At 70.5% G+C, this 25,860-nt stretch carries 24 protein-coding genes; 9 read left to right on the top strand and 15 right to left on the bottom strand.

The window, feature by feature from the left end; genetic code table 11:
* Both ACOJSN_RS14875 and ACOJSN_RS14870 read left to right on the top strand, forming a co-directional pair.
* A partial coding sequence (locus ACOJSN_RS14875; RefSeq protein ID WP_420113275.1) for a LuxR C-terminal-related transcriptional regulator occupies window positions 1–2,408 on the top strand: 2,408 nt, incomplete at its 5' end.
* On the top strand, window positions 2,395–4,956 hold the full coding sequence (locus ACOJSN_RS14870; protein WP_420113274.1) for a helix-turn-helix transcriptional regulator: 2,562 nt from the start codon (window positions 2,395–2,397) through the stop codon (window positions 4,954–4,956). The genes ACOJSN_RS14875 and ACOJSN_RS14870, both read left to right, overlap by 14 nt.
* Before the next feature lie 3 nt (window positions 4,957–4,959).
* Here ACOJSN_RS14870 and ACOJSN_RS14865 read toward each other — a convergent pair whose 3' ends face one another.
* The 12 genes from ACOJSN_RS14865 to rpmB form a co-directional block, all read right to left on the bottom strand.
* Window positions 4,960–5,967: a glycine betaine ABC transporter substrate-binding protein gene (locus ACOJSN_RS14865; RefSeq protein ID WP_420113273.1), complete on the bottom strand. Its 1,008-nt coding sequence runs from the start codon at window positions 5,965–5,967 to the stop codon at window positions 4,960–4,962.
* 1 nt (window position 5,968) lies between these two features.
* Window positions 5,969–6,739: an ABC transporter permease gene (locus ACOJSN_RS14860; protein ID WP_420113272.1), complete on the bottom strand. Its 771-nt coding sequence runs from the start codon at window positions 6,737–6,739 to the stop codon at window positions 5,969–5,971.
* Window positions 6,732–7,988, bottom strand: coding sequence for an ABC transporter ATP-binding protein (locus tag ACOJSN_RS14855; protein WP_420113271.1), 1,257 nt, complete (start codon window positions 7,986–7,988; stop codon window positions 6,732–6,734). The genes ACOJSN_RS14860 and ACOJSN_RS14855 overlap by 8 nt, the downstream gene beginning before the upstream one ends.
* Window positions 7,981–8,622, bottom strand: coding sequence for an ABC transporter permease (locus tag ACOJSN_RS14850; protein ID WP_420113270.1), 642 nt, complete (start codon window positions 8,620–8,622; stop codon window positions 7,981–7,983). The genes ACOJSN_RS14855 and ACOJSN_RS14850 overlap by 8 nt, the downstream gene beginning before the upstream one ends.
* A 216-nt stretch (window positions 8,623–8,838) precedes the next feature.
* Window positions 8,839–10,095, bottom strand: a complete 1,257-nt coding sequence (locus tag ACOJSN_RS14845; RefSeq protein WP_420113269.1) for an MFS transporter — start codon at window positions 10,093–10,095, stop codon at window positions 8,839–8,841.
* 60 nt (window positions 10,096–10,155) lie between these two features.
* Window positions 10,156–11,019 (bottom strand): ABC transporter substrate-binding protein, encoded by an 864-nt coding sequence (locus tag ACOJSN_RS14840; protein WP_420113268.1) that lies wholly within the window; start codon window positions 11,017–11,019, stop codon window positions 10,156–10,158.
* A 152-nt stretch (window positions 11,020–11,171) separates the two neighbouring features.
* Complete coding sequence (locus tag ACOJSN_RS14835; protein ID WP_420113267.1) at window positions 11,172–11,969, bottom strand: ABC transporter ATP-binding protein; 798 nt, start codon at window positions 11,967–11,969, stop codon at window positions 11,172–11,174.
* Complete coding sequence (locus ACOJSN_RS14830) at window positions 11,969–12,991, bottom strand: FecCD family ABC transporter permease (RefSeq protein WP_420113266.1); 1,023 nt, start codon at window positions 12,989–12,991, stop codon at window positions 11,969–11,971. Before ACOJSN_RS14830 ends, ACOJSN_RS14835 begins: the two co-directional genes overlap by 1 nt.
* Before the next feature lie 173 nt (window positions 12,992–13,164).
* Entirely contained in the window at window positions 13,165–13,287 is a 123-nt protein-coding gene (ykgO, locus tag ACOJSN_RS14825) for a type B 50S ribosomal protein L36 (RefSeq protein WP_420113265.1), read from the bottom strand.
* Between the two features lies 1 nt (window position 13,288).
* Window positions 13,289–13,594, bottom strand: coding sequence for a 30S ribosomal protein S14 (rpsN, locus tag ACOJSN_RS14820; protein ID WP_420113264.1), 306 nt, complete (start codon window positions 13,592–13,594; stop codon window positions 13,289–13,291).
* A 1-nt stretch (window position 13,595) separates the two neighbouring features.
* Window positions 13,596–13,766 carry a 50S ribosomal protein L33 gene (rpmG, locus tag ACOJSN_RS14815; protein WP_420113263.1) on the bottom strand — a complete coding sequence of 57 codons (171 nt, stop codon included), beginning with the start codon at window positions 13,764–13,766 and terminating at the stop codon, window positions 13,596–13,598.
* On the bottom strand, window positions 13,766–14,002 hold the full coding sequence (rpmB, locus tag ACOJSN_RS14810; protein ID WP_420113262.1) for a 50S ribosomal protein L28: 237 nt from the start codon (window positions 14,000–14,002) through the stop codon (window positions 13,766–13,768). The genes rpmG and rpmB overlap by 1 nt, the downstream gene beginning before the upstream one ends.
* A 55-nt stretch (window positions 14,003–14,057) precedes the next feature.
* Between rpmB and ACOJSN_RS14805 the strand changes: the two genes are divergently transcribed.
* The 7 genes from ACOJSN_RS14805 (at window position 14,058) to trxA (ending at window position 21,909) form a co-directional block, all read left to right on the top strand.
* On the top strand, window positions 14,058–15,125 hold the full coding sequence (locus tag ACOJSN_RS14805) for a GTP-binding protein (protein WP_420113261.1): 1,068 nt from the start codon (window positions 14,058–14,060) through the stop codon (window positions 15,123–15,125).
* Window positions 15,126–15,248: 123 nt separating this feature from the next.
* Window positions 15,249–16,325 (top strand): VanZ family protein, encoded by a 1,077-nt coding sequence (locus ACOJSN_RS14800; protein WP_420113260.1) that lies wholly within the window; start codon window positions 15,249–15,251, stop codon window positions 16,323–16,325.
* Window positions 16,322–18,850 carry a DEAD/DEAH box helicase gene (locus ACOJSN_RS14795; RefSeq protein WP_420113259.1) on the top strand — a complete coding sequence of 843 codons (2,529 nt, stop codon included), beginning with the start codon at window positions 16,322–16,324 and terminating at the stop codon, window positions 18,848–18,850. The genes ACOJSN_RS14800 and ACOJSN_RS14795 overlap by 4 nt, the downstream gene beginning before the upstream one ends.
* A gap of 129 nt (window positions 18,851–18,979) precedes the next feature.
* Entirely contained in the window at window positions 18,980–20,074 is a 1,095-nt protein-coding gene (locus ACOJSN_RS14790; RefSeq protein WP_420113258.1) for a DUF2510 domain-containing protein, read from the top strand.
* Complete coding sequence (locus ACOJSN_RS14785; protein WP_420113257.1) at window positions 20,071–20,673, top strand: pentapeptide repeat-containing protein; 603 nt, start codon at window positions 20,071–20,073, stop codon at window positions 20,671–20,673. The genes ACOJSN_RS14790 and ACOJSN_RS14785 overlap by 4 nt, the downstream gene beginning before the upstream one ends.
* Window positions 20,674–20,754: 81 nt before the next feature.
* Window positions 20,755–21,477 carry a YggS family pyridoxal phosphate-dependent enzyme gene (locus ACOJSN_RS14780; RefSeq protein ID WP_420113256.1) on the top strand — a complete coding sequence of 241 codons (723 nt, stop codon included), beginning with the start codon at window positions 20,755–20,757 and terminating at the stop codon, window positions 21,475–21,477.
* Between the two features lie 66 nt (window positions 21,478–21,543).
* A complete protein-coding gene (gene trxA, locus ACOJSN_RS14775) occupies window positions 21,544–21,909 on the top strand; it encodes a thioredoxin (protein WP_420113255.1) in 366 nt (121 codons plus the stop codon).
* A gap of 2 nt (window positions 21,910–21,911) precedes the next feature.
* On the opposite strand, the gene ACOJSN_RS14770 is transcribed toward trxA, so the two are convergent.
* From ACOJSN_RS14770 to cimA, 3 genes are all read right to left on the bottom strand, one after another.
* Complete coding sequence (locus ACOJSN_RS14770; RefSeq protein WP_420113254.1) at window positions 21,912–22,958, bottom strand: lipoate--protein ligase family protein; 1,047 nt, start codon at window positions 22,956–22,958, stop codon at window positions 21,912–21,914.
* A gap of 141 nt (window positions 22,959–23,099) precedes the next feature.
* On the bottom strand, window positions 23,100–23,924 hold the full coding sequence (locus ACOJSN_RS14765; RefSeq protein WP_420113253.1) for an endonuclease/exonuclease/phosphatase family protein: 825 nt from the start codon (window positions 23,922–23,924) through the stop codon (window positions 23,100–23,102).
* Window positions 23,921–25,537 carry a citramalate synthase gene (gene cimA, locus ACOJSN_RS14760; protein WP_420113252.1) on the bottom strand — a complete coding sequence of 539 codons (1,617 nt, stop codon included), beginning with the start codon at window positions 25,535–25,537 and terminating at the stop codon, window positions 23,921–23,923. The genes ACOJSN_RS14765 and cimA overlap by 4 nt, the downstream gene beginning before the upstream one ends.
* Window positions 25,538–25,860: the final 323 nt, after the last annotated feature.

Here is a 25,860-nt window from a genome sequence, read left to right as displayed (position 1 = left end):
GCAGCAACGGCCTCCCGGACCCGGGGCGCGGCGCGAGGACGTCGACCCTGCAGGCGCCGCTCACCGCTCCGTTCGCCGGGATCGCACATCTCCTCGGCCACCCCGAGCGGCCGGCAACCGACGCGGAGGCCATGACCGTGTTGCGTCGGTCTCTGCTACCCGACGCCGGCGACCAGCCCGCGCTCCTGCTCGTCGACGGCGGACACCTGCTCGACCGGGCCAGTGCCGAGGTGATCGCCGTACTGGCCCGCCGCGGCGAGGTGCTGCCGGTCGTGACCGCGCGCCCGGTCGCCGGCTCGCTGTCGCCCTGGCACGAGCTGTGGCGCGACGACGTGCTCGATCGGATCGACGTCCCGGACCTGTCCCCCGCCGACGCCGAGGCGATGCTGGTGTCCCTCCTCGATGGCGCCGTGCCGCCGGTGACAGCGCGCGTGCTCTGGGACGAGACGAACGGCAACGCCTTCCATCTGCGGGAGCTGGTCACCGACCACCGCGACGCGGGGACATTGCAGAATCACGACGGCGCCTGGACGCTGACGGGCGCGCCCCCGCTCACCCCACGGCTGCTCGGACTGGTGCGCCGCGACCTCAACGGGCTCTCACCTGAGGCGATGCTCACGCTTCGGGCGCTTTCGCTCCTCGGACCGCTCCGGCTGTCGATCGTGCTGGACGACGCCGGTCACCGGCCCCTCGAGGAGCTTCTCGGGCGGGGTCTGGTCCGGACGATCTCGCCCCGTGAGCAGTCCGAGGTGATGCTCGAGCTGCCGCACCGGCTGCTCGGCCAGGTCGTGCGCCACGACACCCCGGCGCCGGTCCGTCGAGAGATCCTTGAGCGCACGGTCGAGCCGCGGAGTGGACCGCCGCTGCGACCGCAGACCGTGCTGCTGGTGCTGGCCGAGGGTGTCGCCATCTCGGCCGCGCGCGTCCGCTCGAGCGTCGCCGAGGCCGCCGCGCACGACCGACCGCACGACGTCGTCGCCATCGTCGACGCAGCGCTGGCGCCGACGGTGTCGGCCGACCTCCGCGAGATCGACACCATCGCCTTACTGCTCGACCGCGCGCTCGCCCACCAGTCGCTGAACCGCCCGGACGCCGCGATCGGCGACCTCCATGTCGCCCTGCCCCGCCTGCTGAGCCATGCGAGGTCCGAACCGGAGGACGACCAGGTACCCGGCCTCGTCGTCGGAGTCACCAGGCTGCGTGCCGCGCTCGCGCAGGACAGCGACGACGGCGTCGATGCCGCGCTCGCCGCCATCGCCGACGGGACGGCGTGGCTGGCCACGCTCGCACACCGTCCGGACCGGCCCCGCCGCGAGCGCGAGCTCGAGGTCGCCCGGCTCACGCTGCTCGGGTACGCGGGCCGGCACACCGAGGCCCAGTCGGCGGCGGTGCGCGTGCTCGAGGACGGCCACGACGCGCACCTGGTGCTGCCGCTCGTGTGCCCCACCGGACTGGGTCTGCTGCAAGCCGGGCGTTTCGCCGACGCCGCCCGCCTCGTGACCCGGTACCGACCCGTGGCAGTGGCCAACAGCGACCGCCGCCGGGAGTCGAGCAGCGAGCTCGCCGTCGTGGCGTTCTTCGCGCAGCTGTGGTCAGGTGAGATCGCCGACATCGACGGCCCACCGTCGTCGGCGCTGGACACCACCCCATGGGCGGGTGCTCATCTGGGTCGCGGTCTGGTGGCGGCCGCCAACGGTGCGTGGTCACCGGCGCGCCGAGACCTGCGCACGGCCAACGCCCGCGCCAACGCAGGCAGCGACGCCGCCAGCCCGTTCGGTCTGGTGGCAGAGGCACTGGCCGCGGCAGCGTGCGGCGAGGCCGACGCCGCCCGTGCGCTGCTCGCCGAGGCCGATGTGCCTTCCTGTGGCCGCACCGCGACCCTGACCGGCGAGACTCGCCTGCTGCGGCTGGACGCCCTGCTCTGGTTGCGCGACGCGGCGGCACCGGCGGCCGCGCGTGAGCTCGTCGGCTGGGCTCGTGCACAGCAGCTCACCCGGATCGAGCTGGAGGCGCTGCACCGCGTGCTGGTGCTCCGCCGCTGGCAGGACCTGCCGACCGACGTGGCAGCCATGACGCGGATCGAGGAGATCCGCGCACGCGTCCGGTCCGCCCGGGCGGCGGCGCTCGTGCAGCACGCCCACGCGCTGCGACAGCAGGACGGCGACCTCGTCGAGATCGCCGAACGCGAGCTCAACCGGCGTGGGCTGTGGCTACCACCCGGCCGCCAGGCGCTGGCGCTCACGCATCGCGAGCGTGAGATCGCGGCGCTGGCACGCGCTCGCCTGACCAGCCGCGTGATCGCGGACCGGCTCGGGCTCTCCGCCCGCACGGTCGACAGCCACCTCGCCAACGCCTTCACCAAGCTCGGTGTCACCTCGCGGGAGGACCTGAGCCATGCTCTCACCTGAGGCTGCGGCGAGCGCCGCGGGAGCGTCGCGGCAGCGCACCCGCCCCGAGGGCATCCGTGGTGCGCTGGAGAACGGGCAGCATGTCGTCGTGCTGGGCGAGGCCGGCATCGGCAAGACCCATCTGGTCAACGCCGCCCTGCGCGATGGGCCACCACCCGGCACGCGCGTCGTCGACCTGAACCGCGCCGTGCTCGGCGGGACACGCAGCGGCGATCGTGGACCGCTCGACCATCTCCTCGAGGCCGGAGGTGCCCGGCACGACCCGGAGGCGGCAGCCGATGCCCTCTGGGCGTGGTCGACCTCGGACGGTGCGGCGGCGCGCGTGCTGGTACGGCTCGAGGCCGCTCAGCTCGTCGACGACGTCGCCCTTGACGTCGTGACCCGCCTGGTCGCCCGCCCCGAGGTGACGTTGGTGGCGACCAGCCGCGCCGACCCGAGTCTCGGCCGCATGTTCACAGGTCTGACCGAGGCGAGCCGCTTCACCGTGCGCCCGCTGGACACCGCGGGTGTCGAGACCCTGCTCGTCGAGCTCCTCGGCGGCTTCCCTACGGCGGACACGGTGCACCGGTTCTGGGTCGCGAGCCGTGGCAACCCGTTCTATCTCTGTGAGCTCGTGCGCGACCAGCGCGAGCGCCAGATGCTCGTCTGCGACGACGGCATCTGGGTCTGGACCGGAGTCGCCACACTGAGCCCGCGGCTGCTCGACTCGGCGCTCCACGATCTGGGCCACCTCGCTCAGGACGAACGGGACGCAGTCGAGCTGGCCGCGATCTCCGGTCCGATCCCTGCGGCGCAGATGACGGACCAGATCCGGGATCGGCTGCTCCGGCTCGGGATGCTCCGGCCCTCGCCCGCCGGCGACGAGGCGGGCGCGCAATACGAGGTGGTGCACCCGATCCTGGCCGACGCGATCTGTGCCCTGATCGGTACCCGCCGGCGCCGGCAGCTGCTGATTCGTGCCGACCAGTGGGGGCAACGCGAGCGGACAGCCGCCGACGACCCCGTGCGCTTGGTCTCGCGCAGCATCGATGCGCAGCTCGACGTCTCGGTCCCGCGACTGCTGCGCGCATGCGGGGTAGCGGTCCGGGCCGACGACCCTCACGCGGCTCTCGAGCTGACGAGCGCTGCCCTGCTCCGCGCCACCGCCGGCAGTGAGGCCGTCGCGATCCTCACCGCCCGGGCCGATGCGCACCTGCATCTGGGCGACACAGAGGCCGCGCTCACCGACCTCGCCGAGGCACGCACCGCGCTCGAGGCGCCCGACGCCGACGGCGAGTACGCGTGCGACGCCTATGTCCGCACCGTGCGGCTGGAGGCGATGGTCCGTCACTTCCTCGGCAGCGCGCTCGGCCCGACGCTCACGATGCTCGAGGTGTCCGCACGGTGGTTGAAACAGCGCGCAGGCGGCAGCGAGAGCGCTGCGCGCGCCGTGGAGGCAGTCGAGGCGCTCCGGCTGGCTCACATGGCTTGGGGCGGACGACACCCCGAGATGCTCGACCTCGCCGTCGAGACGTTGCATGCGGCCGAGCATCCCGAGGATGTGGTGCCGCTCGTCGGCCCGACGATCTTCGCGATGGCCCTGGCTGGGCGTCCCACAGAGGCCGAGCAGCTCAGTCAGCAGTTCCTGCCGGTGATCGCGGAGCACCCAGGGCTGCACCGCTGGGAGCCGGCCACGTTCACGCTCGCGCGGTTCTTCACACTGGTGCTCGCGGGCGAGATCACGCTCGCAGCCAGCACCGGACCGCTGGGCCGCGGAATGATCGACATGGTGAGCCGTCACCAGCGTGGCGGAGTCCTCGCCGCAGCACGCGCCGACTGGGTCGGCGCGCGCCATGACCTCCGAGCCGCGAATGCCCGGCTGCGGCGGCGGGACTCCTTGGGAATCCTCTCCTACACGCTCGCCGTCGAGGCGATGGTCGCGGCCGCCTCGGGCGAGGCGCTGAGCGCGCGGACCCTTCTCGATGAGCTCGACGCCACACCGCGGCGGTGCTCGCAGGTGGCCGGTGCCTACCTCGACCTGTATGCGCTCGACACGTTGATCTGGATGCAGGACGCCGGAGCGTCCCTGGTCGCTGCCCGGCTGGCGCGTGCAGCCGCCCGCGACGGCCAGTGGGCGATCGAGCTCGAGGCGCTGCACCGGGTTGTGGTCACCGCGGGACTGGACGCCGCGCGCGAGGTGCTCAGCTCCGGTTCGCTGGCCGACCGTGTGACATGGCTGTCCAGTCGGGTCCAGGGGCGTCGCAACTCCGCACTGGTCGCACACCTGTGTGCCCTGATCGCGCGGCAGCCCCGGCAGGTTGCGGAGGCCAGCGCATCACTGCACGAGGTCGGTGTCCACCTGCCCGGCCTCGCCCCTGCCGCACGACTGACCCGTCGGGAGAGGGAGATCGCGGTCCTCGCCGCCGGCGGCATGACGAGCAAGGCGATCGCACAGCGACTCGTGCTCTCGGTGCGCACGATCGACAGCCACCTCGCAGGTGCGTACGCCAAGCTCGGCGTGCACTCGCGCGATGGGCTACAACAGTCGCTGGCCGTCGCGCCAGGCTGACCATCAGGGTTCGGTGATGAAGCCCATCTCGACCATGAAGTCGAAAGCCACGTCGGCGGGCAGCTCGCCGCCCTCATCGACCCGGAGGTTGAGCTCGCGAAGGCGCTCGTCCGTGAGCTCGGCCGTGACCAGGTCGAAGATCGCCTCGAGCTCGGGGTAGGTCTCCAGGGTCTCGGTGTTGATCACGGGCGCCACGTTGTAGGCCGGGAAGTAGCCGCGGTCGTCCTCCAGGACGGTGAGGTCGAGGCTGTCGATGCGGCCGTCGGTCGTGAACACCTCGCCGAAGTTGCAGGTGCCCCGGTCGGTGGCCGTATAGACCGCGCCGGTGTCGAAGATCATGATGTTGTCGTCCGGCACGCCCTGCGGATCGCCGCGCGGGATGTCGTAGGCCTCCAGCATCGGGCCGAGCCCGTCGGCTCGCGAGTTGAACTCCGGCTCCACGCAGATCGTCCGGTCCTCGACCGGCAGCTCACCGATCTCGCTCAAGGTCGAGATGCCGCCGAGCTCCTCGACCGCCTCCGAGCGCACGGCGAGCGCGTACGTGTTGTTCAGCGGCCCCGGCGCCAACCAGGTGAGATCGTTCTCGAGATCGGCGTCGTGGACCGCCTGCCACTGCTCCTGCTGGTCCGGGATGCCCTCGGCCTGACCGAGGTAGGTCAGCCACGCCGTCCCGGTGTACTCGTACGTGATGTCGGCCTCGCCGGAGAGCATCAGCTCGCGCACGGGCACGCTGCCGGGAACGTTCGTCAGGTCGGTGACCTGGAAACCTGCCGCCTGGGCGGCCATCACCGCGATCTTTCCGAGGATGAGCTGTTCGGTGAAGTTCTTGCCGGTGACGGTGATCGCGGCGTCGTCGGGCAGGCCCCCGATCTCCTCGATCGAACCGGGCGCGACCGGCGGCGTGTAGGCGGTGGCCGGGTAGAGCCCGCAGCCGGCGAGCAGGCCGGCAGCCAGCGCGGCCAGGACCACGGCACCTCGTTGCCGCGTCCTGCGTGGTGTGGTCGCGGTCATGTCAGATCCCCTTCGGCCGGGCCACGTGCTCGACCACGCGGCCCGCCCAGTCGATCAGCAGCGCCAGCAGCGCTGTGAGGAGGGCGCCGGTGATCAGCACCCGCATCTCGTACAGGTTGACTCCGGTGGTGATCAGCAGCCCCAGGCCACCGCCGTTGATGAAGCTCGCGAGTGCCGCGGTCCCCACCAGCAGGACCAGCGCGGTGCGGACCCCCGCCAGCATCACCGGGACCGCGAGCGGCAGCTCGACACGGAACAGCACGGCGGGGGCGGTCATGCCCATCCCCCGGCCGGCCTCGACCAGCCGCTGGTCCACACCACGGATCCCGATCATGGTGTTGCCGAGCACCGGCAGCGCCGCGTAGACGACCAGGGCGATGATCGCGGCCCAGAAGCCGTCCGGAAGGAACGGCGCGGCGGCGATCAGCACGATCAGGCCGACCGCGGGCGCTGCCTGCCCGAAATTGGCGACCGCGAGCACCGGTCCGGCCGCCTTGCGCATCGGGCCCCGCGTCAGCAGGATCCCCAACGGCACGGCAATGGCGAGCACGATCACGGTGCCCACAAGCGTCAGCCACAGGTGCTGCCCGATCAGCTGGACGAGCGACGCTGCGTTGAGCGTCTCCCGCTCGACCGCGCTGAGATCGGCGGTCAGCAACCAGAGCACGAGCAGCGCGGCGACTGCGAGGATGGCGGTGACCTGGATGATCAGCGGCCGCCACGGGCGAGCGGCTGGCCGCAGGTCCGCGGGGCTTGCGAGCGCCTCAGCCATCGGCAGGCCCGGCGGTGACCGTCTGATCGTCGACGGCGGTGGCTGCGTTGGTCCCGACCGGTGCCCCAGCCATGTCATCGGCCGCAGCTGTGCGCACGGCGCTGATCGCCGCCATGACCACCTCGATCGTGATGACACCTGTGAACGCGCCGCGCCGCCCGGTGACCAGGGCAGCGCCTGCGCTGGAGACAAGCATCTCGTCGAGCGCGTCGTTGAGCGTGGCGCCGCTGCCGACGATCGGAGTCCGTGGGTCGGCAGCCGCCGAGATCGTCGTCATCCGCGACAGCTCGCGCCGTGAGGGCCAGCTGAGCGGGCGGTCTCGCTCGTCGAGTACCACCACGTGTCCGTGCCCGGCCTTCTCGGCCTGAGCGAGTGCGTCGGCAGCCTGCTCGCCCGGGCGCACGGTGATCGCCTCGGCCAGATCGACGTCCCGCACACGCTGCAGGCCCAGTTGCTTCAAGCCCGCGCCGCTGCCGATGAACGACTCGACGAACTCGTCGGCGGGTTCGGCGAGGATCCGATCGGGGGTGTCGTACTGCACGATGTGCGCGCCCTCGCGGAACACCACGATCCAGTCGCCCAGCTTGACGGCCTCGTCGAAGTCGTGGGTGACGATCACGATCGTCTTGCGCAACTCGTGCTGGATCCGGATCAGCTCGTCCTGAAGCCGCTGTCGCGTGATCGGGTCGACCGCGCCGAACGGCTCGTCCATGAGCAGCACGGGTGGGTCGGCGGCGAGCGCGCGAGCCACGCCCACGCGCTGCTGCTGACCACCCGAGAGCTCCTTCGGGTACCGGTCGCGGTAGGTGTCCGGGTCCAGCGAGACGAGGTCGAGCAGCTCGGTGGTGCGCTCCGCGATGCGGTTGGCGTCCCACCCGAGCATCTTGGGAACGATCGCGATGTTCTGCGCGACCGTCATGTGCGGGAACAGCCCGCCGGCCTGGATGACGTAGCCGATGCGGCGTCGTAGCTCGTCGCCGTCGATGTCGGTGACGTCCTCGTCACCGAGCACGATCCGACCCTCGGTGGGCTCGATCAGCCGGTTGATCATCTTCAGCGTGGTGGTCTTGCCGCAACCCGACGGTCCCACCAGCATGACCACCTGACCGGCGGGGATCTCGAGCGTCACGCCGTCGACGGCGGGCTGCTGCTGCCCGGGGTAGCGCTTCGTCACACCCTCGAGGCGGATCGACTTCCCGGTGATCTGGCTCTCGTCGCCCTCGGTCGGGGCGGTAGCGATGTCAGACACGGATTCCCTTCGGAGTGGTCAGCCGCCCGATAGCGAGCAGCACGAGGTCGAGCACGAGAGCGAGCAGGATCACGCCGACGACCGCGGTCACGATCGACTCGATCGAGCCGGCGCCGCCCATCCGGGACAGGCCCTGAAAAATCAGCCCTCCCAGACCTGGGCCGAGCACGAACGCGGCCACGGCGGCGATGCCCATGACCATCTGCCCGGAGATGCGGACGCCGCTGAGGATCACCGGCCAGGCGATCGGCAGCTCCACGCGCCAGAAGGTGCGGAACCGGCTCATTCCGATGCCGCGTGCCGACTCCACGAGAGCGGCGTCGACGCCGGAGAGGCCCACCACGGCGTTCCGCAGGATCGGCAGCACGGCGTAGAACACCACGACCACGATCGCCGGCGTCACGCCGAAGCCGAGCGGTGCGACCATCAGGCCGATCAGCGCGAACGCGGGGATCGTCAGGCCGATCGCGGTGACGCCGTTGGCGATCGAGCTGAAGGTCGCGTTGCGGTACACCAGCGCAGCGATCCCGACACCGATGACCGTGGCGATGACGAGCGACTGGGCGACGAGACTCAGATGCTGCACCGAGGCGAAGGCGATCTCGTCGAAGCGCCCCGCCACAAAGTCCAGCATGCTCTCGACCCCACCCGTTTCGTATGAATTCTCACCGTGCGCATCTACGTCGATCCGCCCCTGGGGCCGGAACAGCCATAGAACGTAGCGGGTGGAAGGGGCTCATGTCGAATGCGGCTGCTCCGCAGCCGGGCCGGCGCACCTCATCTCGGCCGCCCTTCAGTCGTACCCGCACCGCTACGTCTCGGCCCCGTGTCACGGGTCCGAGCATCGCGATCATCCGCCGCGTGTCGGGGAGCCTGCACGTCGATCCCGGGTGCCGATCTGCGGCGGTCGTGCGGCCGCCGGCACCAGCGCAGCGGCGAACAACGTGGGCAGTGAGAGAGCGAGCGCCATGCCCGGGCCACCGCCCCAGTGGAGACCGAGCCCCGCAGCGACTGCGCCGGTGAACACACCGAGGCTCATGCCTGCGGCGCTGATGCTGTAGGTCGGAGCCGTCAGCTCGCCTGCGCTGCCGGCGATCAGCGTGGTGAGGATTGCTGCCACCACGGCGTGACTGAAGCCCATCACGGCAGTGGCCACCAGAGCGACCACCAGCAGGTCGGTCGTGAAGACGGCGGCGACAGCAATCGCCGCACCGACGAGGCCGACCCAGAGGAGGCGCCGATGTCGGACGCCTCGTCCGCGAGCCCACCGTCCTGCGAGGAAGTTGCCGGCGAAGAAGGATGCTCCGCTGAGCGTCCAGACCAAGGTGAAGGCGATGGGATCGAGGTCGAACTGCTGGTGGTAGTGAGCGGCGAGGAGCGCGAGGTAGCCCATGAACGACGTCGTTCGCAGGAACGCGATCGCGATGACGGCGAGGAGATCACGGCGGCGGCTCAATCGCCGAAAGGACTCGACGTACCCGAGCGCGGGCATCGCGCTGGTCGTGGCGGCGGCCGCCGCCGACGAACGAAGAGCGAGCGCCGCAATGAGAACTGCCGCTCCCGCCGTGACCCACAGCGCGCCCTGCCAGCCTCTCCAGAGACCGACGGCGCCGATCAGCGGGGCGGCGAGGACGGCAGCCAGCGACTGTGTGGCGGTGACGATGGTGGCGGCCCTGCCGGAGTCACCCCGGCGGGGGTAGGTGGCGACGGCGATCCTGAGCAGAGTGGGTGTCAGGACCGCGGTCACGGCGCCGGTACCGAGGCAGAACAGCACTAGCGCGGGCAGGGTGCCGATGGTCGCGACGAGTCCGCTCACCGCGAGCAGGACGAGGCCGGCGGCAGTTGTGTGCCGGGCTGACAGCCGCGCGACAAGCGGCGCTGCGGCCACGCCCACCAGGACTGCTGCGATCCCGCCCAGACCGCGCAGGACGCCGGCGACGGACACCTCCTGCCCCGATGTCTCGGCAAGAGGAACAAGGAACGTCGAGTAGATGGTGAAGGGGAACAGGCTGATGACGGCGGCCAGGAGCACCGGCCAGAGCGCGCGCACGATGACGCGGTCCGGCGTCCTCGGAAGCGAGTCTGCAGCAGGGTCGATCGATGGCACGGGAAACCTCGGGTGAAGCCGGGTGCCGACCGACGAACGGCCGGCACCCGGGACGCACGGTCAGCGAGATTCGGCGTACTCGCGCAGATACTCGGCGAAGCCTTCGAGCCCGTCGATGTTCCGCGGGCTCGAGATCGCCTCGTTGTAGTCGAGAACATAGAAGTTCTCGTTCACCACCGCCGGGATCGTGGCGGCGCTCGGGTGAGACATCAGGAAGTCGATCTTCTCCTGCGCAGGCTGGTCCTGATACTCGAGGATGATGATCACCTCGGGCTCGGCCTCGACGACCGACTCCCAGCTGGCCTCGGTCCACCGCGCCTCGACGTCGCCGAAGATGTTCACACCCCCCGCGAACCGGATGATGTCGTTCGGCGGAACCTGCCTGGCGGCGGTGAACGGCTTGTCGGTGCCGAAGTCGTAGAGGAAGACCTTGATCGGATCGCCGTCGGGAGCCTGCTCCTGGACGCTGGCGACACGCACCTGGTAGTCGGCGATGAGCTCCGCCGCACGGTCCTCCACACCGAAGATCTGCCCGAGTCGTTCGAGGTCGGTGTAGAGACCGTCGAACGGGGTGTGCTGCTCGGGGAACCCGGGATAGTTGAAGCAGGATTCCGCGTGCATGAAGCTCTGGATGCCGAGAGTGTCGAGGATCTCCGGGGTGATGCCGCGCGAGTCGGAGAATCCGGAGTTCCATCCGGCGACGACGAAGTCGGCGTTGGCGTCGACCACGAGCTCACGATTGAGGAGGTCGTCGGAGAGGAACGCGATCTCCTCGTACTCAGCTGCCCAGGGGGATTCGCTGACCGGCGGATTGGCCGGGGGCATGACGTACCCGAGGACATGATCGGTGAGGCCGAGTGCGAACATCTTGTCAGCGGACCCGCCTTCGTAGACCACAGCACGCTCCGGGGTCGTGTAGGGCACGGGTTCACCGCAGCGGTTCACCGTCACGGTCGAGTTCGCAGTCTGCCCGCCGCCGGGCTCCTCGACCTGTGCGCCACATCCACTCAGCACCATCGCGCTCACGGCGCTCGCCACGAGCCCGGTGGCCCGAGCGCGCCGCCTTCTGGTTGATCTCAACGATGTGTTCCTTTCATCAGGGGCGTCTCTTCTGCGAGTGCGAACAGCAGCTGCGGTCCGCCGGTCAGGGGATGTCGCACAACGGAGGTGCGGACACCGAACACGCCGGCGATGAGTTCCTCGGTCAGCACCTCGTCGGGTGTGCCGTCAGCGACCAGACGGCCGCCCGCCAGCACGCCGATTCGGTCGCATGCCGCCGCCGCGAGGTTCAGGTCGTGGAGCACGACGACGACGGTGAGGCCGCAGCCGCGCAGATATCCCAGGAGCTGGACCTGGTGCCGGAGGTCCAGATGGTTCGTGGGCTCGTCGAGCACGAGCACATCCGGCTGCTGCACCAGCGCTCGCGCGATCAGCACACGCTGCCTCTCACCGCCAGAGAGGTTGAGAATGCCACGCTCTGCGAGAGCGAGGACGTCCATCTGCGCCATCGCCTGTACGCACAGCTCCCGCTCGGCGGCGGTCAGGGGTTCGTTCCCGGGCTTGTGCGGGGTCCGCCCGAGCGCGACGACCTCCTCGACGGTGAAGTCGAAGTCGGCGCCGCCTTCCTGCGTGAGCGCAGCGATCCGCCGGGCGCCGTCACGAAGCGAGAGCCGCCACAGGTCCTCGTCCCCGATCCAGACGGCGCCGCCCGATGGCTTGAGCGCGCGGTACACGCATCGCAATGCGGTGGACTTGCCCGACCCGTTGGGTCCGACGAGCCCGACGATCTCGCCTGCTGCGGCCCGGAGGTGGAGTCGGTCGACGATCGAGCGTCCCTCGATGGTGACGCTGACGTCGTCGAGCTGAAGGTCCATCACTTGCCCCCGAACACGTAGCCCCTGCGGCGCATCAGGTAGATGAACACGGGGACGCCGATGAGCGCCGTCAGCACGCCGAGCGGGAGTTCCCGTGGCGCGACCAGCGTGCGGGCAAGCAGGTCTACCCACACCATCAGGATGGCGCCCAAGAACGGCGCGACGAGCAGCAACCGGCGATGGGTCGAGCCGATCAACATCCGGGTGATGTGGGGGATGACGAGGCCGACGAAGCCGATCGTTCCGCTCACGGCCACCATCGCTCCGGTCATCAGCGCCGTCACCACGAACAGACCCCTGCGGGTGTGTGTCGCATCGATCCCGAGGCTTGCTGCCGTCTCGTCACCCAGCGCCATGACGTCGAGCGGCCTGCTGAAGCGTCGCAGCACGATGATGCCGACGCCGACCATGAGGGTCGCGAGCGGCAGTGAGCCCCAGGTGGCTGCACCGAACGACCCCATCGTCCAGAACAGCACGGTCCCGGTGGCTTCGCTGGTCGGTGCGAAGTAGATCATCACGCTCATCACGGCCTGGAATCCGAACGAGAGCGCCACACCGGTCAGGACCAACCGCAGCGGACTGACGCCCAGCCTGCCGGTGGCGATGGTGTAGACGAGGATCGTCGCGCCGATCGCACCGAGGAATGCGCCGGTCGAGACGGCGTAGATCCCGAGCGCCGAGAACGCTCCGAACAGCGACACCGTCACCGCGCCGACCGACGCCCCTGAGGCGACCCCGAGGATGTATGGGTCAGCCAGCGAGTTCCGCACGAGCGCCTGAATCGCCGCGCCGACGGCGGCCAGTCCCGCTCCGACCACGGCGGCCAGAATCACGCGTGGGGTGCGGATCTGCCAGACGATCTGGTATCGCGTGACCTCATCGGCCGAGATGGTCCCGCCCGTCAGGGCAGCCCACAGGTAGCGGAGGGTGTCGGCCGGCATGACCGCTGCGGAACCCAGTCCGATGGCAGCGAGCACCGACATCACCAGAACCAGCGACAGGACGCCGACGAGTATCGTCACTCGGTCCCAGCGACGGGTCGAGGGTGCCGGGCGGTGTCCGCGCGCGTGGTCCGCGGGGATCGCCGAGAGCGGCTCAGCAGTCACGGCGCGGCGCGAGAACGTAAATCATCATGACAATCATTATCATCCAGGAGCAGCGGAGGATCGTGCCGCCACGCGGCGCGGCCGTCAGGTCAGCCCTGCCGGACCTTCCAGCGCGGGTTGGTCTTGTTGATCACGTAGACCTTGCCTCGCCGGCGCACCACCTTCGAACCCTCCTTGCGGGCGAGCGAGCGGATCGATGAGCGCACCTTCATCTCACCAGCTCGCCTTCGTCACACCGGGGAGCTCGCCTCGCAAGGCGCGCTCACGCAGCTGGATGCGGGACAGTCCGAACGTGCGCAGATATCCGCGCGGGCGGCCGTCGCTGACGTCCCTGTTACGCACCCGCGTGGGACTCGCATCCCGCGGCAGCTTGTGCAGGGCGCGCATGGCCGCCTCGCGCTCGGCCTGCGGCCGGTGCGGGTCGACCGACGCAGCCTTCAGCTCACGTCGGATCTCGGCGTACCGCTCGACGACGGTGCGCCGTTGGTCGTTGCGGGCGATCTTCGACTTCTTCGCCACCTCAGCGCTCCTCGCGGAAGTCAACGTGCCGGCGGACCACCGGGTCGTACTTGCGCAGCACGAGCCTGTCGGGAGTGTTGCGCCGGTTCTTGCGTGTGACATACCCGTAGCCCGTGCCCTCGCTCGAGCGCAGCGTGATCTTGGGGCGCACGTCGAGTCCCTTGCGCGCCATCAGATCGCCTCCCCGCGCTCGCGCATGCGCAGCACGGCTGCCTCGATGCCGATGCGGTCGATGGTCTTGATCGCCTTCGTGGACAAGGTCAGCTTGACCGTGCGACCCAACGACGGGATGCGATAGCGGCGCGTCTGCAGGTTCGGGTTGAAGCGGCGCGAGGTGCGCCGGTGGGAGTGAGAGATCGAGCGCCCGAATCGCGGAGTCGCGCCGGTGAGCTGGCAGTAGGTGGACATGGGACCATCGTAGCCTTATTGCGAATGATTATCAATCCAACATAGACTGGCGTCCATGTTCGACACCCTCGTACCCCTCGCAGTCCTGGCCAGCACCGATCCGATCGAACGCGATGTCGCGATCATGACCGCCCTGGTGGACGCGCCGGGCTACGTGGCAATCGTCCACGAGCTCCTCCCGGACAGCTCGGGCGAACCGGAGCTCATCCGGAGGGTCGTGACACCGAGCGGCGAGAGCCGGGTGACGGTGCCGCTGGAGCACGCCTGCGCCGGGTGCGCGATGCGTGAGGACGCCGTCCCGGCGATCGTCGAGCAGCTCGACGAGCACCCTCGCGGCATCGTGCTCGCGCTGCCGATCGGTGCCGAGCTGCTGCCGGCCACGCGGACGCTGAGCGCTGCGGTCCGCTGCGGCGCCCTCAACGGCACGTGCCTCGTGGGCACGACCGCCGTGGTCGCCGCTCGCCACCTGCTCGACGCCCTCGACGACGGTGACGATGCCGTGGTCGCCCAGCTCATCGGTGCCGCCACGATCATTGCGCCCGGCGGCGGCCGCGCGGCACGGGACGTCATCGACGCACTCCGCTCCCCCAGCTCATCGGTGCTCTCCGATGCCTGCGCGCCCTGGCTGAGCCGCGCCGTCTCAGTGACACACGACGACGAGGAGCTCGAACGCATCTGCGATCCCGAGACCATGGGACGCGGGCATGGGATGCCACGCGCGGAGGCGATGCCCGACGGGACGATGGTCGCGCCGTCGGGCGTCTGGGAGATGGAGCTGCACAGCGAGCTGCCGTTTCACCCGGGCCGGCTGCTGCACGCCGTGCGCACCATGGGAGCACTGGGCGCCGTCAGCCGTGGCCGCTTCTGGCTGCCGAACCGACCCGACTCGGTCTGCGGCTGGGAGTCGGTCAGCGGACAGGTGTGCATCGGCGTCGCGGGAGCATGGGCGGGCGAGCACAGGCAGACCTATATGACGGTGATCGGCTACGACACCGACCCCTCCGCGATCCGGTCGGCATTCGCAGCCGCCCTGCTCACACCGCGGGAGCACGCAGCCGGTCTGACGCCCTGGCTCGGGCAGCCAGACCCGCTGGCGCAGTACCTGGGCGAACCTGCGGGATGATCCGTCCCCCACGATCCGGCCGCGGTCCATCACCACGCTGCGGTCGCTGTGGAGCAACGTGGCGAGGCGGTGCGACCGGTCTGATCGAGCTGTTCGGGAAACCGCGTCCCTAGACTCGCCCACGTGACCGACCAGCTCTCACTCGCGCTCATGGCGATCGGACTGGGTGTGCTGGCGGCGGTCGCGCTGCTGGTCCCGTTCGTGGCGATCAGCTATCGACGGCGGGGCACCGTCACGCTCGGACGTGCGCTCGTGTGGGCGGCGGCTCTCGTGTACTCGTGGTCGATCTGGACCTACACGCTGCTGCCGTTGCCCGACCCGGATGACCTCGTGTGCCAGGGCCGCAACCTGCAGCCCGGACAGTTCCTGCGCGACCTCGTCGGGGTGTGGAGCGAGCACGCGGGATCGTGGCGGGCGCTGGTGCTCGACCCGGTGGTGCTGCAATTGGTGCTCAACGTGGCGCTCTTCGTGCCCCTCGGGTTCTTCGTGCGGTGGCTGGGCGGTCGCGGGGCGCTTCTCGCAGGGATGGCGGGGCTGGCGGTGTCCGGGCTCATCGAACTCACCCAACTGACCGGCGTGTGGGGCCTGTACGACTGCGCCTACCGGGTGTTCGACGTGGACGACCTGCTGATGAACACCGCGGGCGCGGTGATCGGGTCGCTGCTCGGGCTGGTGGTGCCGCGCCGGTTGCGCGGTCTGGATCGGTCCCCCGACGCCGATCGCCCACGCCCAGTCACCAAGCGGCGGCGACTGCTGGCCATGCTGCTCGACCTGCTGGGCACTCTGCTGACCACGATCGTTGTATCGGTGGCTGTCAACGCCTGGCTGCTCTACATGGCGGACGACCGCGAGGAGATTGGGCAGGCGCCCGCCGCGTACATCGGACCTGTGGTGACGGCCCTGATCTGGCTCGTCGTGGTGCTCGCGACGGGGCGGTCGGTGGGCGATCTGGCAGTCCGGCTAGATTGGCGCGGCAGTCCACAACCGGCGGCCCTGTCCCGGGTGCTGCGCTATCTGACCGGCATAGGCGGATACACGGTCCTGGGTCTGGTCCCGGGCTGGGGCGAGGGCGCCGCCGGTGTCCTCGGCCTGGCGATTCTGGTGACTGCGTTGGCCACCGACAACGGCCGGGGTCTGCCAGGGCTGGCGACCGGGCATAGGCTCGTCGACGACCGAGACCAACCCGAAGGGACCCGATGAGGCTCGCGGATGTGGCCGGCCAAGGCGCCGACGAAGCGGTCGAGGCGGTCACGGCCTGGGCGGCCGGGCGCGGGCTGGAGCTGTATCCGCATCAGGAGACCGCACTGCTGGAGATCGCCTCCGGCGCGAACGTCATCTGCTCGACCCCCACCGGATCCGGCAAGTCGCTGATCGCTATGTCGGCACACACGGTCGCGCTCGCGGAGGGTCGCCGGAGTTACTACACCGCACCGCTCAAGGCGCTGGTGAGCGAGAAGTTCTTCGACCTCGTCGACGTGTTCGGTGCCGAGCTCGTTGGGATGGTCACGGGCGACGTCGCGATCAACGCCGATGCCCCGATCATCTGCTGCACCGCCGAGATCCTCGCCAACCTGGCGATGCGCGAAGGCGAGATGGCCGACGTCGGGCAGGTCGTGGCCGACGAGTTCCATTACTACGCCGACCCGCAGCGAGGCTGGGCGTGGCAGGTGCCACTGCTGGCGCTGCCGCAGGCGCAGTTCGTGCTGCTGTCGGCCACCCTCGGCGACGTCACCGCTCTCGCCGACGACCTCAGCCGACGCACCGGCCGGCCCAGCGCGGTCATCGACGACGCCGTGCGCCCCGTCCCCCTGAGCTACTCCTACTCGCTCGAACCGCTGCCCGAGCTGCTCAAGGAGCTGGTCAGCACCCACCGCGCCCCCGTGTACGTGGTGCACACCAGCCAGGCCGCGGCGGTCACCACGGCCCAGTCACTCACCTCCACCCAGGTCGCCACGCGTGCCCAGCGCGACGCGGTGGCTGCGTTCCTGACCGAGCATCGCGTGACCTTCTCGCGCGGCTTCGGCACCGCACTGTCGCGACTGCTGCGGCACGGCATCGGGGTGCATCACGCGGGCATGCTCCCCCGCTATCGGCGCCTCGTGGAGCGATTGACGCAGGCCGGCCTGCTGCCGGTGATCTGCGGCACCGACACCCTCGGCGTGGGCATCAACGTGCCGATCCGCACCGTGGTGATGACGTCGCTGGTGAAGTTCGACGGCGTGCGACAGCGACATCTGACCGCCCGAGAGTTCCACCAGGTCGCCGGGCGCGCGGGGCGGGCCGGCTACGACACCCTCGGCGAGGTGATCGTGCAGGCGCCCGAGCACGTGATCGAGAACGCGAAGGCACTCGCCAAGGCGGGCGACGACGAGCGCAAGCGTCGCAAGATCGTGCGCAAGAAGGCACCCGAGGGTCAGGTGAACTGGACCGACAAGACCTTCGAGCGGCTGCGCGACAGCCCGCCCGAGCCGCTCACCTCGCAGATGCGCGTCAGTCACGCGATGGTGCTCAACGTGCTGCAACGCTGGGGCGACCCGGTCGAGGCGATGACCAGCCTGCTCACCGACAACCACCAACCCCCGACGCCGCGAAACACCCTGGTACGAGACGCCGTCGGCATCTATCGATCGCTGCGGGCGGCGGGCATCGTGGAGCGGCTGCCCGAGCCCGACGCGCAGGGGCGGCGCGTGCGGCTCGCGACCGAGGTGCCGCTGGACGTGGCGCTGGACGCGCCGCTCTCGCCCTTCGCGCTGGCCGCGCTGGAGCTGCTGGACCCGGAGGATCCCCAGTTCGTGCTCGACGTCGTCTCGGTCATCGAGGCCACTCTGGTGGACCCGCGTCCGCTGCTGGTCGCGCAGGAGAAGGCAGCGCGCGGCGAGGCGGTGGCCGCGATGAAGGCCGACGGCGTCGAGTACATCGACCGCATGAACGCCCTCGACGAGGTCACCTACCCTCGCCCTCTGGAGGAGCTGCTGAGCGCGGCGCTCGCCGAGTACGCGCAGGCGCACCCGTGGGTGGGCGACCATGAGCTGAAGCCGAAGTCCGTGGTGCGCGAGATGCTTGAGCGCGCGATGACGTTCGGCGAGCTGATCTCCTCCTACGGGATCGCCCGTAGTGAGGGTGTGCTGCTGCGGTACCTCACCGATGCCTACCGGGCGCTGCGGCGACTGGTACCGCCGCACCTGCGCACCTCCGAGCTCGAGGACGTGGTGGAGTGGCTGGGCGCGACCGTGCGCGGCATCGACTCCTCGCTGCTCGACGAGTGGGAGGCACTCGCCTCGGGCGGTCAGCCCGCCCGAGCCTCGCGGCCGGAGGGCGACGACGACGGCGATCTGGCGCCCCCGGTGCGTCCCGTCACCGACAATGCGCGCGCGTTCCGGGTGATGGTGCGCAACGCGATGTTCCGCCGCGTGGAGCTGCTGTCCCGGGAGGCGTACCCCGAGCTCGGCGACCTCGACGGCGAGAACGGCTGGGACGCCACAGCCTGGCGTGAGGCTGCCGACGGCTACTGGGACGAGTACGCCGACCTGGGCATCGGCCCCGACGCCCGCGCACCCGCGATGCTGAGCATCGAGGAGCGGCCGGGCGCGTGGGTCGTCACCCAGGTCCTGGACGACCCGGCCGGCGATCGGGACTGGCGCCTGGTCGCCGTCATCGACATCCCCGCCAGCGCCGCTGCCGGTGAGCCGGTCCTGCGCATCGATGCCCTCGCACCGACGGGCTGAGTGCACGAGGGGCATCCCCGCACCCGTGCCTGCGCCTTCGGCAGCCGCACCGCCTGGGTGGTGTCGCGCGGGCAGGTGTGCCCACGCGCTCGCTCCGAGGTCTCTCACGCTCCACCTACGATGGACCGGGTGAGTGACAAGGCGGCGGGCTGGTATCCGGACCCCGATGGTGAGAACCGCCAGCGCTACTGGGACGGCGACTCCTGGACGGAGTACTACACGCCGTTGGTCACGCCGAGCGCCGAGCTCCACGGATCGACCACAGCGACCGCCGACTACCCCTATCTCGTCGCTTCCACGACAGGACCGCACGAGAACCTCATGGCCGTGCCAGGGACCTCAGGCAGCGGTGGCTGGCCGACCGCGCCGGCGCAGGGCGGCGACGGCGAGACGCAAGAGTTCAGCGGCGGCGGGCGTCGCTCGCGGGCCAGCATGTGGGCGATCGTGGCCGCCAGCATCCTGGTGGTGATGCTCGTCGTGGGGGTCGGGTGGTGGGCGTTCGGCCCCAGCACTCCCCCGGACGACCCCACGGCCGGCGGCGACCCGAGTGCCCCGACCGACGGCGAGACGATCGCCAGCGGGATGGAGCTGGACCTGCCCGCGAACGCCACCGTGCCCGCCGGCGGGCTCTGGGTCGGCAGTCTGACGCTGGCCGCCGAGACCACGCTGCTCGTCGACGCCCGCGCCGACGCGAGCAGCGACGACCTCCGGATCACGATCGTCCCCGAGGGCGAGGACGACCCGGTGGCCGGCAACGACGACCGTGGCAACAACCTGGCGCAGTTCGGGGAGAACGCCCTCAACCCGCTGGCGGTCGCGACACTGCCGGCCGGCACATACGAGGTGCGCATCGACGAGCGCAACGGTGCCGAGTCCACGTTCGACGTGATCGCGACCGGGGTGAGCACCACGATCACCCCGGGCTCCGCCGTCGACGTCTCGGCCGAGGAGGGCTCCTACTGGGCGGGCGCACTCACCGTGACCGAGTCCGGCGGGTACACGATCGACGTCCGCGGCAAGCCTCGCGACGGGAACAGCGACCCGGACCCTGTGCTCGTGCTCGTGGGCGAGACCGACCGCCAATACATCAACGACGACCGCGACGACGACGACTATGACCCCCTGCTGGAGCAGGACCTCCCCGCAGGAACCTGGGTGGTGCTCGTGTTCGACTGGCGGTTGCGAGCGATCGACGCCACAGTGACCGCCACCGCGACGTCGTGACCGACCTCCCCGCGGCCGGCACCACCACCGCGAACACCGCCTACGACGGCGAGGTGTGGATCGGGGCCGAGCTCGACGAGGTCGCGCTGGAGTCCTGCACGCTCACCCGGTTGCGCGGCAGCGGCGGCACGTGGACGCGCACCTCGTTGATCGGGTGCACGCTCGAGCACGCCGACCTTGCTGGCTTGATCACCCGAGACTCCTCTCTCGTGCGGTGCACGCTCGATGGCGCCCGCCTCACCGGGAGCCAGTGGTTGCGGGCCCGGTGGCGGCAGGTCCGTGCGAGCGACCTGGTCGCTGACTCGCTCTCCGCGCACGCCGGCTCCTGGACCGACGTCACGCTGACCGATGCCCGGTTGCGCGAGCTCGACCTCACCGATGCCCGCCTGACCCGCGTGCGTTTCGTGAACTGCGACCTCTCCGGGGCTCGGTTCACCGGCCTGCGGTGCACCGAGGTCAGCTTCAGCGGCTGCACGCTCGGCGGTGTGGTGGGCGTGACGGCGCTGCGCGGCGCCACCCTCGAGTGGACCGACGCCACGAGTGCGCTGCCCGCACTGGCTGCGGAGCTCGGCATCCGCGTCCGCGAGAGCCACCAGTAGGGGCATGTCTGCGAACGCCGGGCCGCCGCGGGCGTCATGCAGCAGGTCCGGGGTCGGGAGACATGCCCTAACCTGCCCAGCATGACCGAGACCGTCACCGCCGCTCTCGCCCGGGTGCGCGACCGGGTCGACGCCGCCGCGCGAGACGCCGGGCGCGACCCCGGCGAGATCGCGGTGCTGCTGGCGGTCAAGACCGTGCCGGCCGAACGGATCCGGCAGGCGATCGCCGCCGGCTACCCTCTGCTGGGCCAGAACCGCGCACAGGAGCTGACGGCGACCGAACCGGATCTGGTGGCCCTCCCGCACCGCACGCACTTCATCGGGCACCTGCAGTCGAACAAGGTGAACGCGGTGCTGCGGTGGGTCGACTGCGTGCAGAGCGTGGACACGCTCACGCTCGCGGAGCGCCTCGACCGCGCCCGGGCCCGCCGCGCCGCCGAGGAGGGCGGGCCGGACACGCCGCTCGAGGTGATGGTGCAGGTCAACACATCGGGCGAGGAGTCGAAGTTCGGGGCGGACCCCACGGCCGCGCTCGACCTCGCAGCCGCGGTGGCCCAGCTCGACCACCTGCGCCTGACCGGATTCATGACGATCGGCGCGAACTCGACCGACTCCGGGCGCGTCCGCGCGTCCTACGACGTGCTCGCGCAGGTGCGCGAGGAGACCCTGGCGAGCAACGCCGTCGGGACTCACGAGGCACGCGAGCTGTCGATGGGCATGAGCGGTGACCTCGAGATCGCGATCGCCGCCGGCGCCACGATCGTGCGCGTGGGCTCGGCCGTGTTCGGGTCGCGGCCGGCCTGAGCAGGAATACCCAGCCCCGGTCCGGCGGTTACGCCCACAGAACACTGAACCCGAACAAGGAGCCCCGTGGCCACCATCGACATCACCACCGACACCTTCACCGACACGATCGAGGGTGAGGGCATCGTGCTCGTCGACTTCTGGGCGGACTGGTGCGGGCCGTGCAAGCAGTTCGCGCCGGTCTACGAGTCCGTCTCCGAGGACAACGCCGACATCACGTTCGCGAAGGTCGACACCGAGGCTGAGCAGACCCTCGCCGGCCAGGCCGGCATCAGCGCGATCCCCACGCTGATGGCGTTCCGCGACGGCATCCTCGTCTTCAACCAGGCCGGGGCGCTCCCGAAGGCTCAGCTCACACAGCTCGTCGAGGCCGTGCGCGGGCTCGACATGGACGAGGTCCGCGCCAAGGTGGCGGAGCAGAGTCAGGCGTAGCCCTACGGCACGCGCGCCAGCCACTCCGGGGTGCTGAACTTCTCGGCGACCAGTTGCTCGGCGCGCGCGTACTCGGCCACGGTGATCTCGCCGTCGGCCGTGTCATAGCGCTCGCGGAAGTGAGCGATGAGGCGCTCGATGACCTCGGCGTACGGCAGCCCGGTCTGGCGGCGCATCGGATCGACGCGCTTGACCGCGGACGTGGTGCCCTTGTCGGAGAGCTTCTCGCGGCCGATGCGCAGCACCTGGAGCATCTTGTCGGCGTCGATGTCGTAGGACAACGCTGTGTGGTGCAGCACGGCGCCGTTGGCCAGTCGCTTCTGTGCCGCGCCGCCGATCTTGCCCTCGGGTGAGGCGATGTCGTTGAGCGGGACGTACGAGGCGTCCACGCCCATCGACCGCAGGGCGCCCACCACCCAGTCGTCGAGGAAGGCGTAGGAGCGCTCGAACGAGAGCCCGTCCACCAGCGAGCCCGGGACGTACAGCGAGTAGCTGATCGAGTTGCCCGGCTCCACGAACATCGCGCCGCCGCCGGTGATACGCCGCACGACCTGCACCCCCAGCTGCTGCGCCACCTCGAGGTCCACCTCGTTGCGCAGCGACTGGAAGCTGCCCATGATCACCGCAGCGGCGCCCCACTCCCAGATCCGCATGGTCGGCGGGCGGCGGCCAGCGCCGACCTCCTCCAGCAGCACCTGATCCAACGCGAGATGGGTCAGCGGCTCAAGCGGACCGGGGTTGAGGATCTCGAACGTGTGGTCCGACCAGCTCGACGCGCGCCCCTGGGCACGGCGGACCGCGATCGCCACCGCCTCGGGCGTGAACCCGATCATCTCGGCGTCCTCGACGGCGGTGCTCACCGCCTGCGCCATCGTCGCCACTGTCGCATCCTCGGCCAGGCCGGTCAGCGCGCGATCGATGCGTTCCAGCGCCTCGTCCGGTTCGAGGAAGAAGTCCCCGCTGACACGGACCTCGCGCATGACGCCGCCCGCGATCTCGACGTCCGCCGCCACCAGCTTGCCACCCGGCACCTTGTACTCACCACGCACCCACCTAGCCTAGGGTGCCGCGCTGTGCCCCACCTCGCGCCGTCTATCCCGCCGAGACCGAGGCTCACCGCCGAGAACGAGCGTTTCACCGCGCGGTGTAGGCGGGCTGCCTCGGTATCGGCGCGGCCGGCCGCCCCCCGCTCAGCCGATCGTGACCACCGCGTGCACCGCGGCGTGATCGCTCGGTTGAGCACCGCCGTTGGCGCCGGCATCGATCGCCGCCGCGTGCACGCGCGCGTTCCCGCCCACCAGGATCCAGTCGATCCGATCGCCGTCGGCAACGGGGGCGCGGTAGTCGGGGAACGTGCCGATCGCCGGCGTCAGCCGCTGGTCCGCGGCCAGCCAGGCGTCCCGGAGTCCGGTGTCCTCGGTGGCCACGCGGTACGGCTCGGAGCGCTCGGCGGCCGCGTTGGCGTCGGCGGTGAAGAGCACCGCGTCCACACGTTCGATGGCACCCGAGAGCTGATCCGCGACCACCTCGGCGCTGCGGACCCGCGCCGCCTCGGAGGCGTGGTCGAAGTGAGAGTTCGCGTGCAGCACCACCCGGCCGGTGGCGCGGTCGCGCAGCCGCGCCCACACCACGATCCGCGGCAGCGTCGCGCCCCACCCGGTCGACCCCACCTCCTGCGGGGTCTCCGACAGCCAGTACTGGCCGGACTCGAGCGCCTCGAACCGGTCGGCGTCGTAGAAGATCGACGAGTGCTCGCCGTCGGGGTCGACCTCCCGGCTGGCGCCGACCATCCGGTACCGGTCGCCCAGCCCGGCCCGGATCGCCCCGAGCTGGTGCCCGAACGGCTCCTGCACCCCCAGCAGGTCCGGCTGCTCGACCGCCAGCATCCGGGTCAGCAGGGGCGCACGGTCCGGCCAGTGATCCGGGTGCCCGGTAGGCGATCCCGCGTCGCACCGCACGTTGAAGGTCATCACGTGGATCTCGGGCGGCTCCCGGTGACCGACCACCGTGCTCATGCAGCCGCGACGCCGCGCTGCAACAGCCCGAACGTGATCGAGTCGACCAGCGCCTCCCACGAGGCCTCGAGGATGTTGGGGCCCACGCCGACCGTGTTCCACGTGTGCTCGCCGTCGGTCATCTCGATCAGCACGCGCGTGATCGCGTCGGTGCCGTGCGAGCTGTCGAGGAGCCGCACCTTGTAGTCGATGAGGTCGAAGTCCTCGACCTCGGGGTAGGCGCCCGCGAGCGCCTGCCGCAGCGCGTGGTCGAGGGCGTTGACCGGGCCGTTCCCCTCCCCCGTGCTGACCACGCGCCGGTCACCGGTCCGGAGCTTGACGGTGGCCTCGGCGTCCACGTCGTCGGCGTGCGCGCCGTGCTCCACGATCGCTCGCCAGGACTCGAGGGTGAAGTACGAGGGGCGCTTGCCGTCGATCTCCTCGCGGAGCATCAGCTCGAAGCTGGCGTCGGCGGCGTCGTAGGTGTAGCCGTTGGCCTCCGCGTCCTTGACGCGGTTGGTCACACGGCCGAGCAGGTCGGCCTGGCCCGACAGGTCGAAGCCAAGCTCGCGGCCCTTGAGCTCGATCGAGGCCCGCCCTGCCATGTCGGAGACCAGCATCCGCATGTCGTTGCCTACCGCGCGTGGGTCGACGTGCTGGTACAGGTCCGGGTCGATCCGGATCGCGGAGGCGTGCAGGCCGGCTTTGTGGGCGAAGGCGCTCGCGCCGATGTAAGGCTGCCGCGCGAAGGGAGCGATGTTGGTGAGCTCGCTGATCGCGTGCGCGATCCGGGTGATCTCGCTCAGCCCGCCCGTGGGCAGAAGGGAGCGCCCGGTCTTGAGCTCGAGGTTCGCGACCACCGACAGCAGGTCGGCGTTACCGGTCCGCTCGCCGTACCCGTTGACGCAGCCCTGCACGTGCCTCGCGCCCGCCTCGACGGCGGCGATCGAGTTCGCGATCGCGCAGCCGGAGTCGTTGTGGGCGTGCATGCCGAGCCGCCCGTCGGTCTCGGCGCGCACCTTGCTGACGATCTCGTGCACCCAGGTGGGCAGCATGCCGCCGTTGGTGTCGCACAGGGCGACGACCTCGGCGCCGGCGGCGAACGCCGTCGTCACCGCCCGCAGCGCGTAGTCAGGATCGAAGCGGAAGCCGTCGAAGAAGTGCTCGACGTCCACGAACACCCGCCGGTCCGCATCGCGGAGGTAGGAGACCGTATCGGCGATCATCGCGAGGTTCTCCTCGCCGGTGGTGCGCAGCGCCCGTTCCACGTGCCGGATGTCGCTCTTGGCAACCAGCGTGATCACCGGTGCGCCGGAGTCGAGCAGAGCCCGCACCTGCGGGTCGTCGTGCGGACGTACCCCCACCTTGCGGGTGGCGCCGAAGGCCGCCAGCTGGGCGTTCTGGAGCTCGACCTCCTTCTCCATCCGCTGGAAGAACTCGGTGTCCTTGGGGACCGCGCCAGGCCAGCCGCCCTCGATGAATCCCACGCCGAGCTCGTCGAGGAGCGCCGCGATCGCGATCTTGTCCCCGACCGAGAGGTTCATCCCCTCCTGCTGCGCGCCGTCGCGCAGCGTGGTGTCGTAGACATGGACGTCGAGATCGACGGAGTCCGCAGGAACCGGGGTGGTGCTCATCGTGTCCTTCTTGCCCGGAGGAGGCGTACCTCGCCCGTTCTCATGGATCTTTCCTGCTGCGCGGGTCTGGGTGTGACCCGCGGTCATGATCCGCCTGCGGCCGGGAAGGGTGGCCCCGGCAACAAAAAGACCTCCCGGGTGGGGAGGTCTGCGCGCTCGGGGTGTCCCGTGCGCGCTAGCAGATAATGAGCTGCGTGTGCCGGTGGTGTGCCACGCCGCCATCATGCCACACGGTCAGCAGCCGCTCGGCCCTGCCGTGGGGGGGGGGGGGGGGGGGGGGGGGCGCCCGGCCCGGCCGGGGGCCAACTGTGGGGGGAGGGGCG

This window comes from Pseudactinotalea sp., from assembly GCF_048594945.1.
GTDB lineage: Bacteria > Actinomycetota > Actinomycetes > Actinomycetales > Beutenbergiaceae > Pseudactinotalea.
This window is presented reverse-complemented; position numbering and strand designations above follow the sequence as displayed.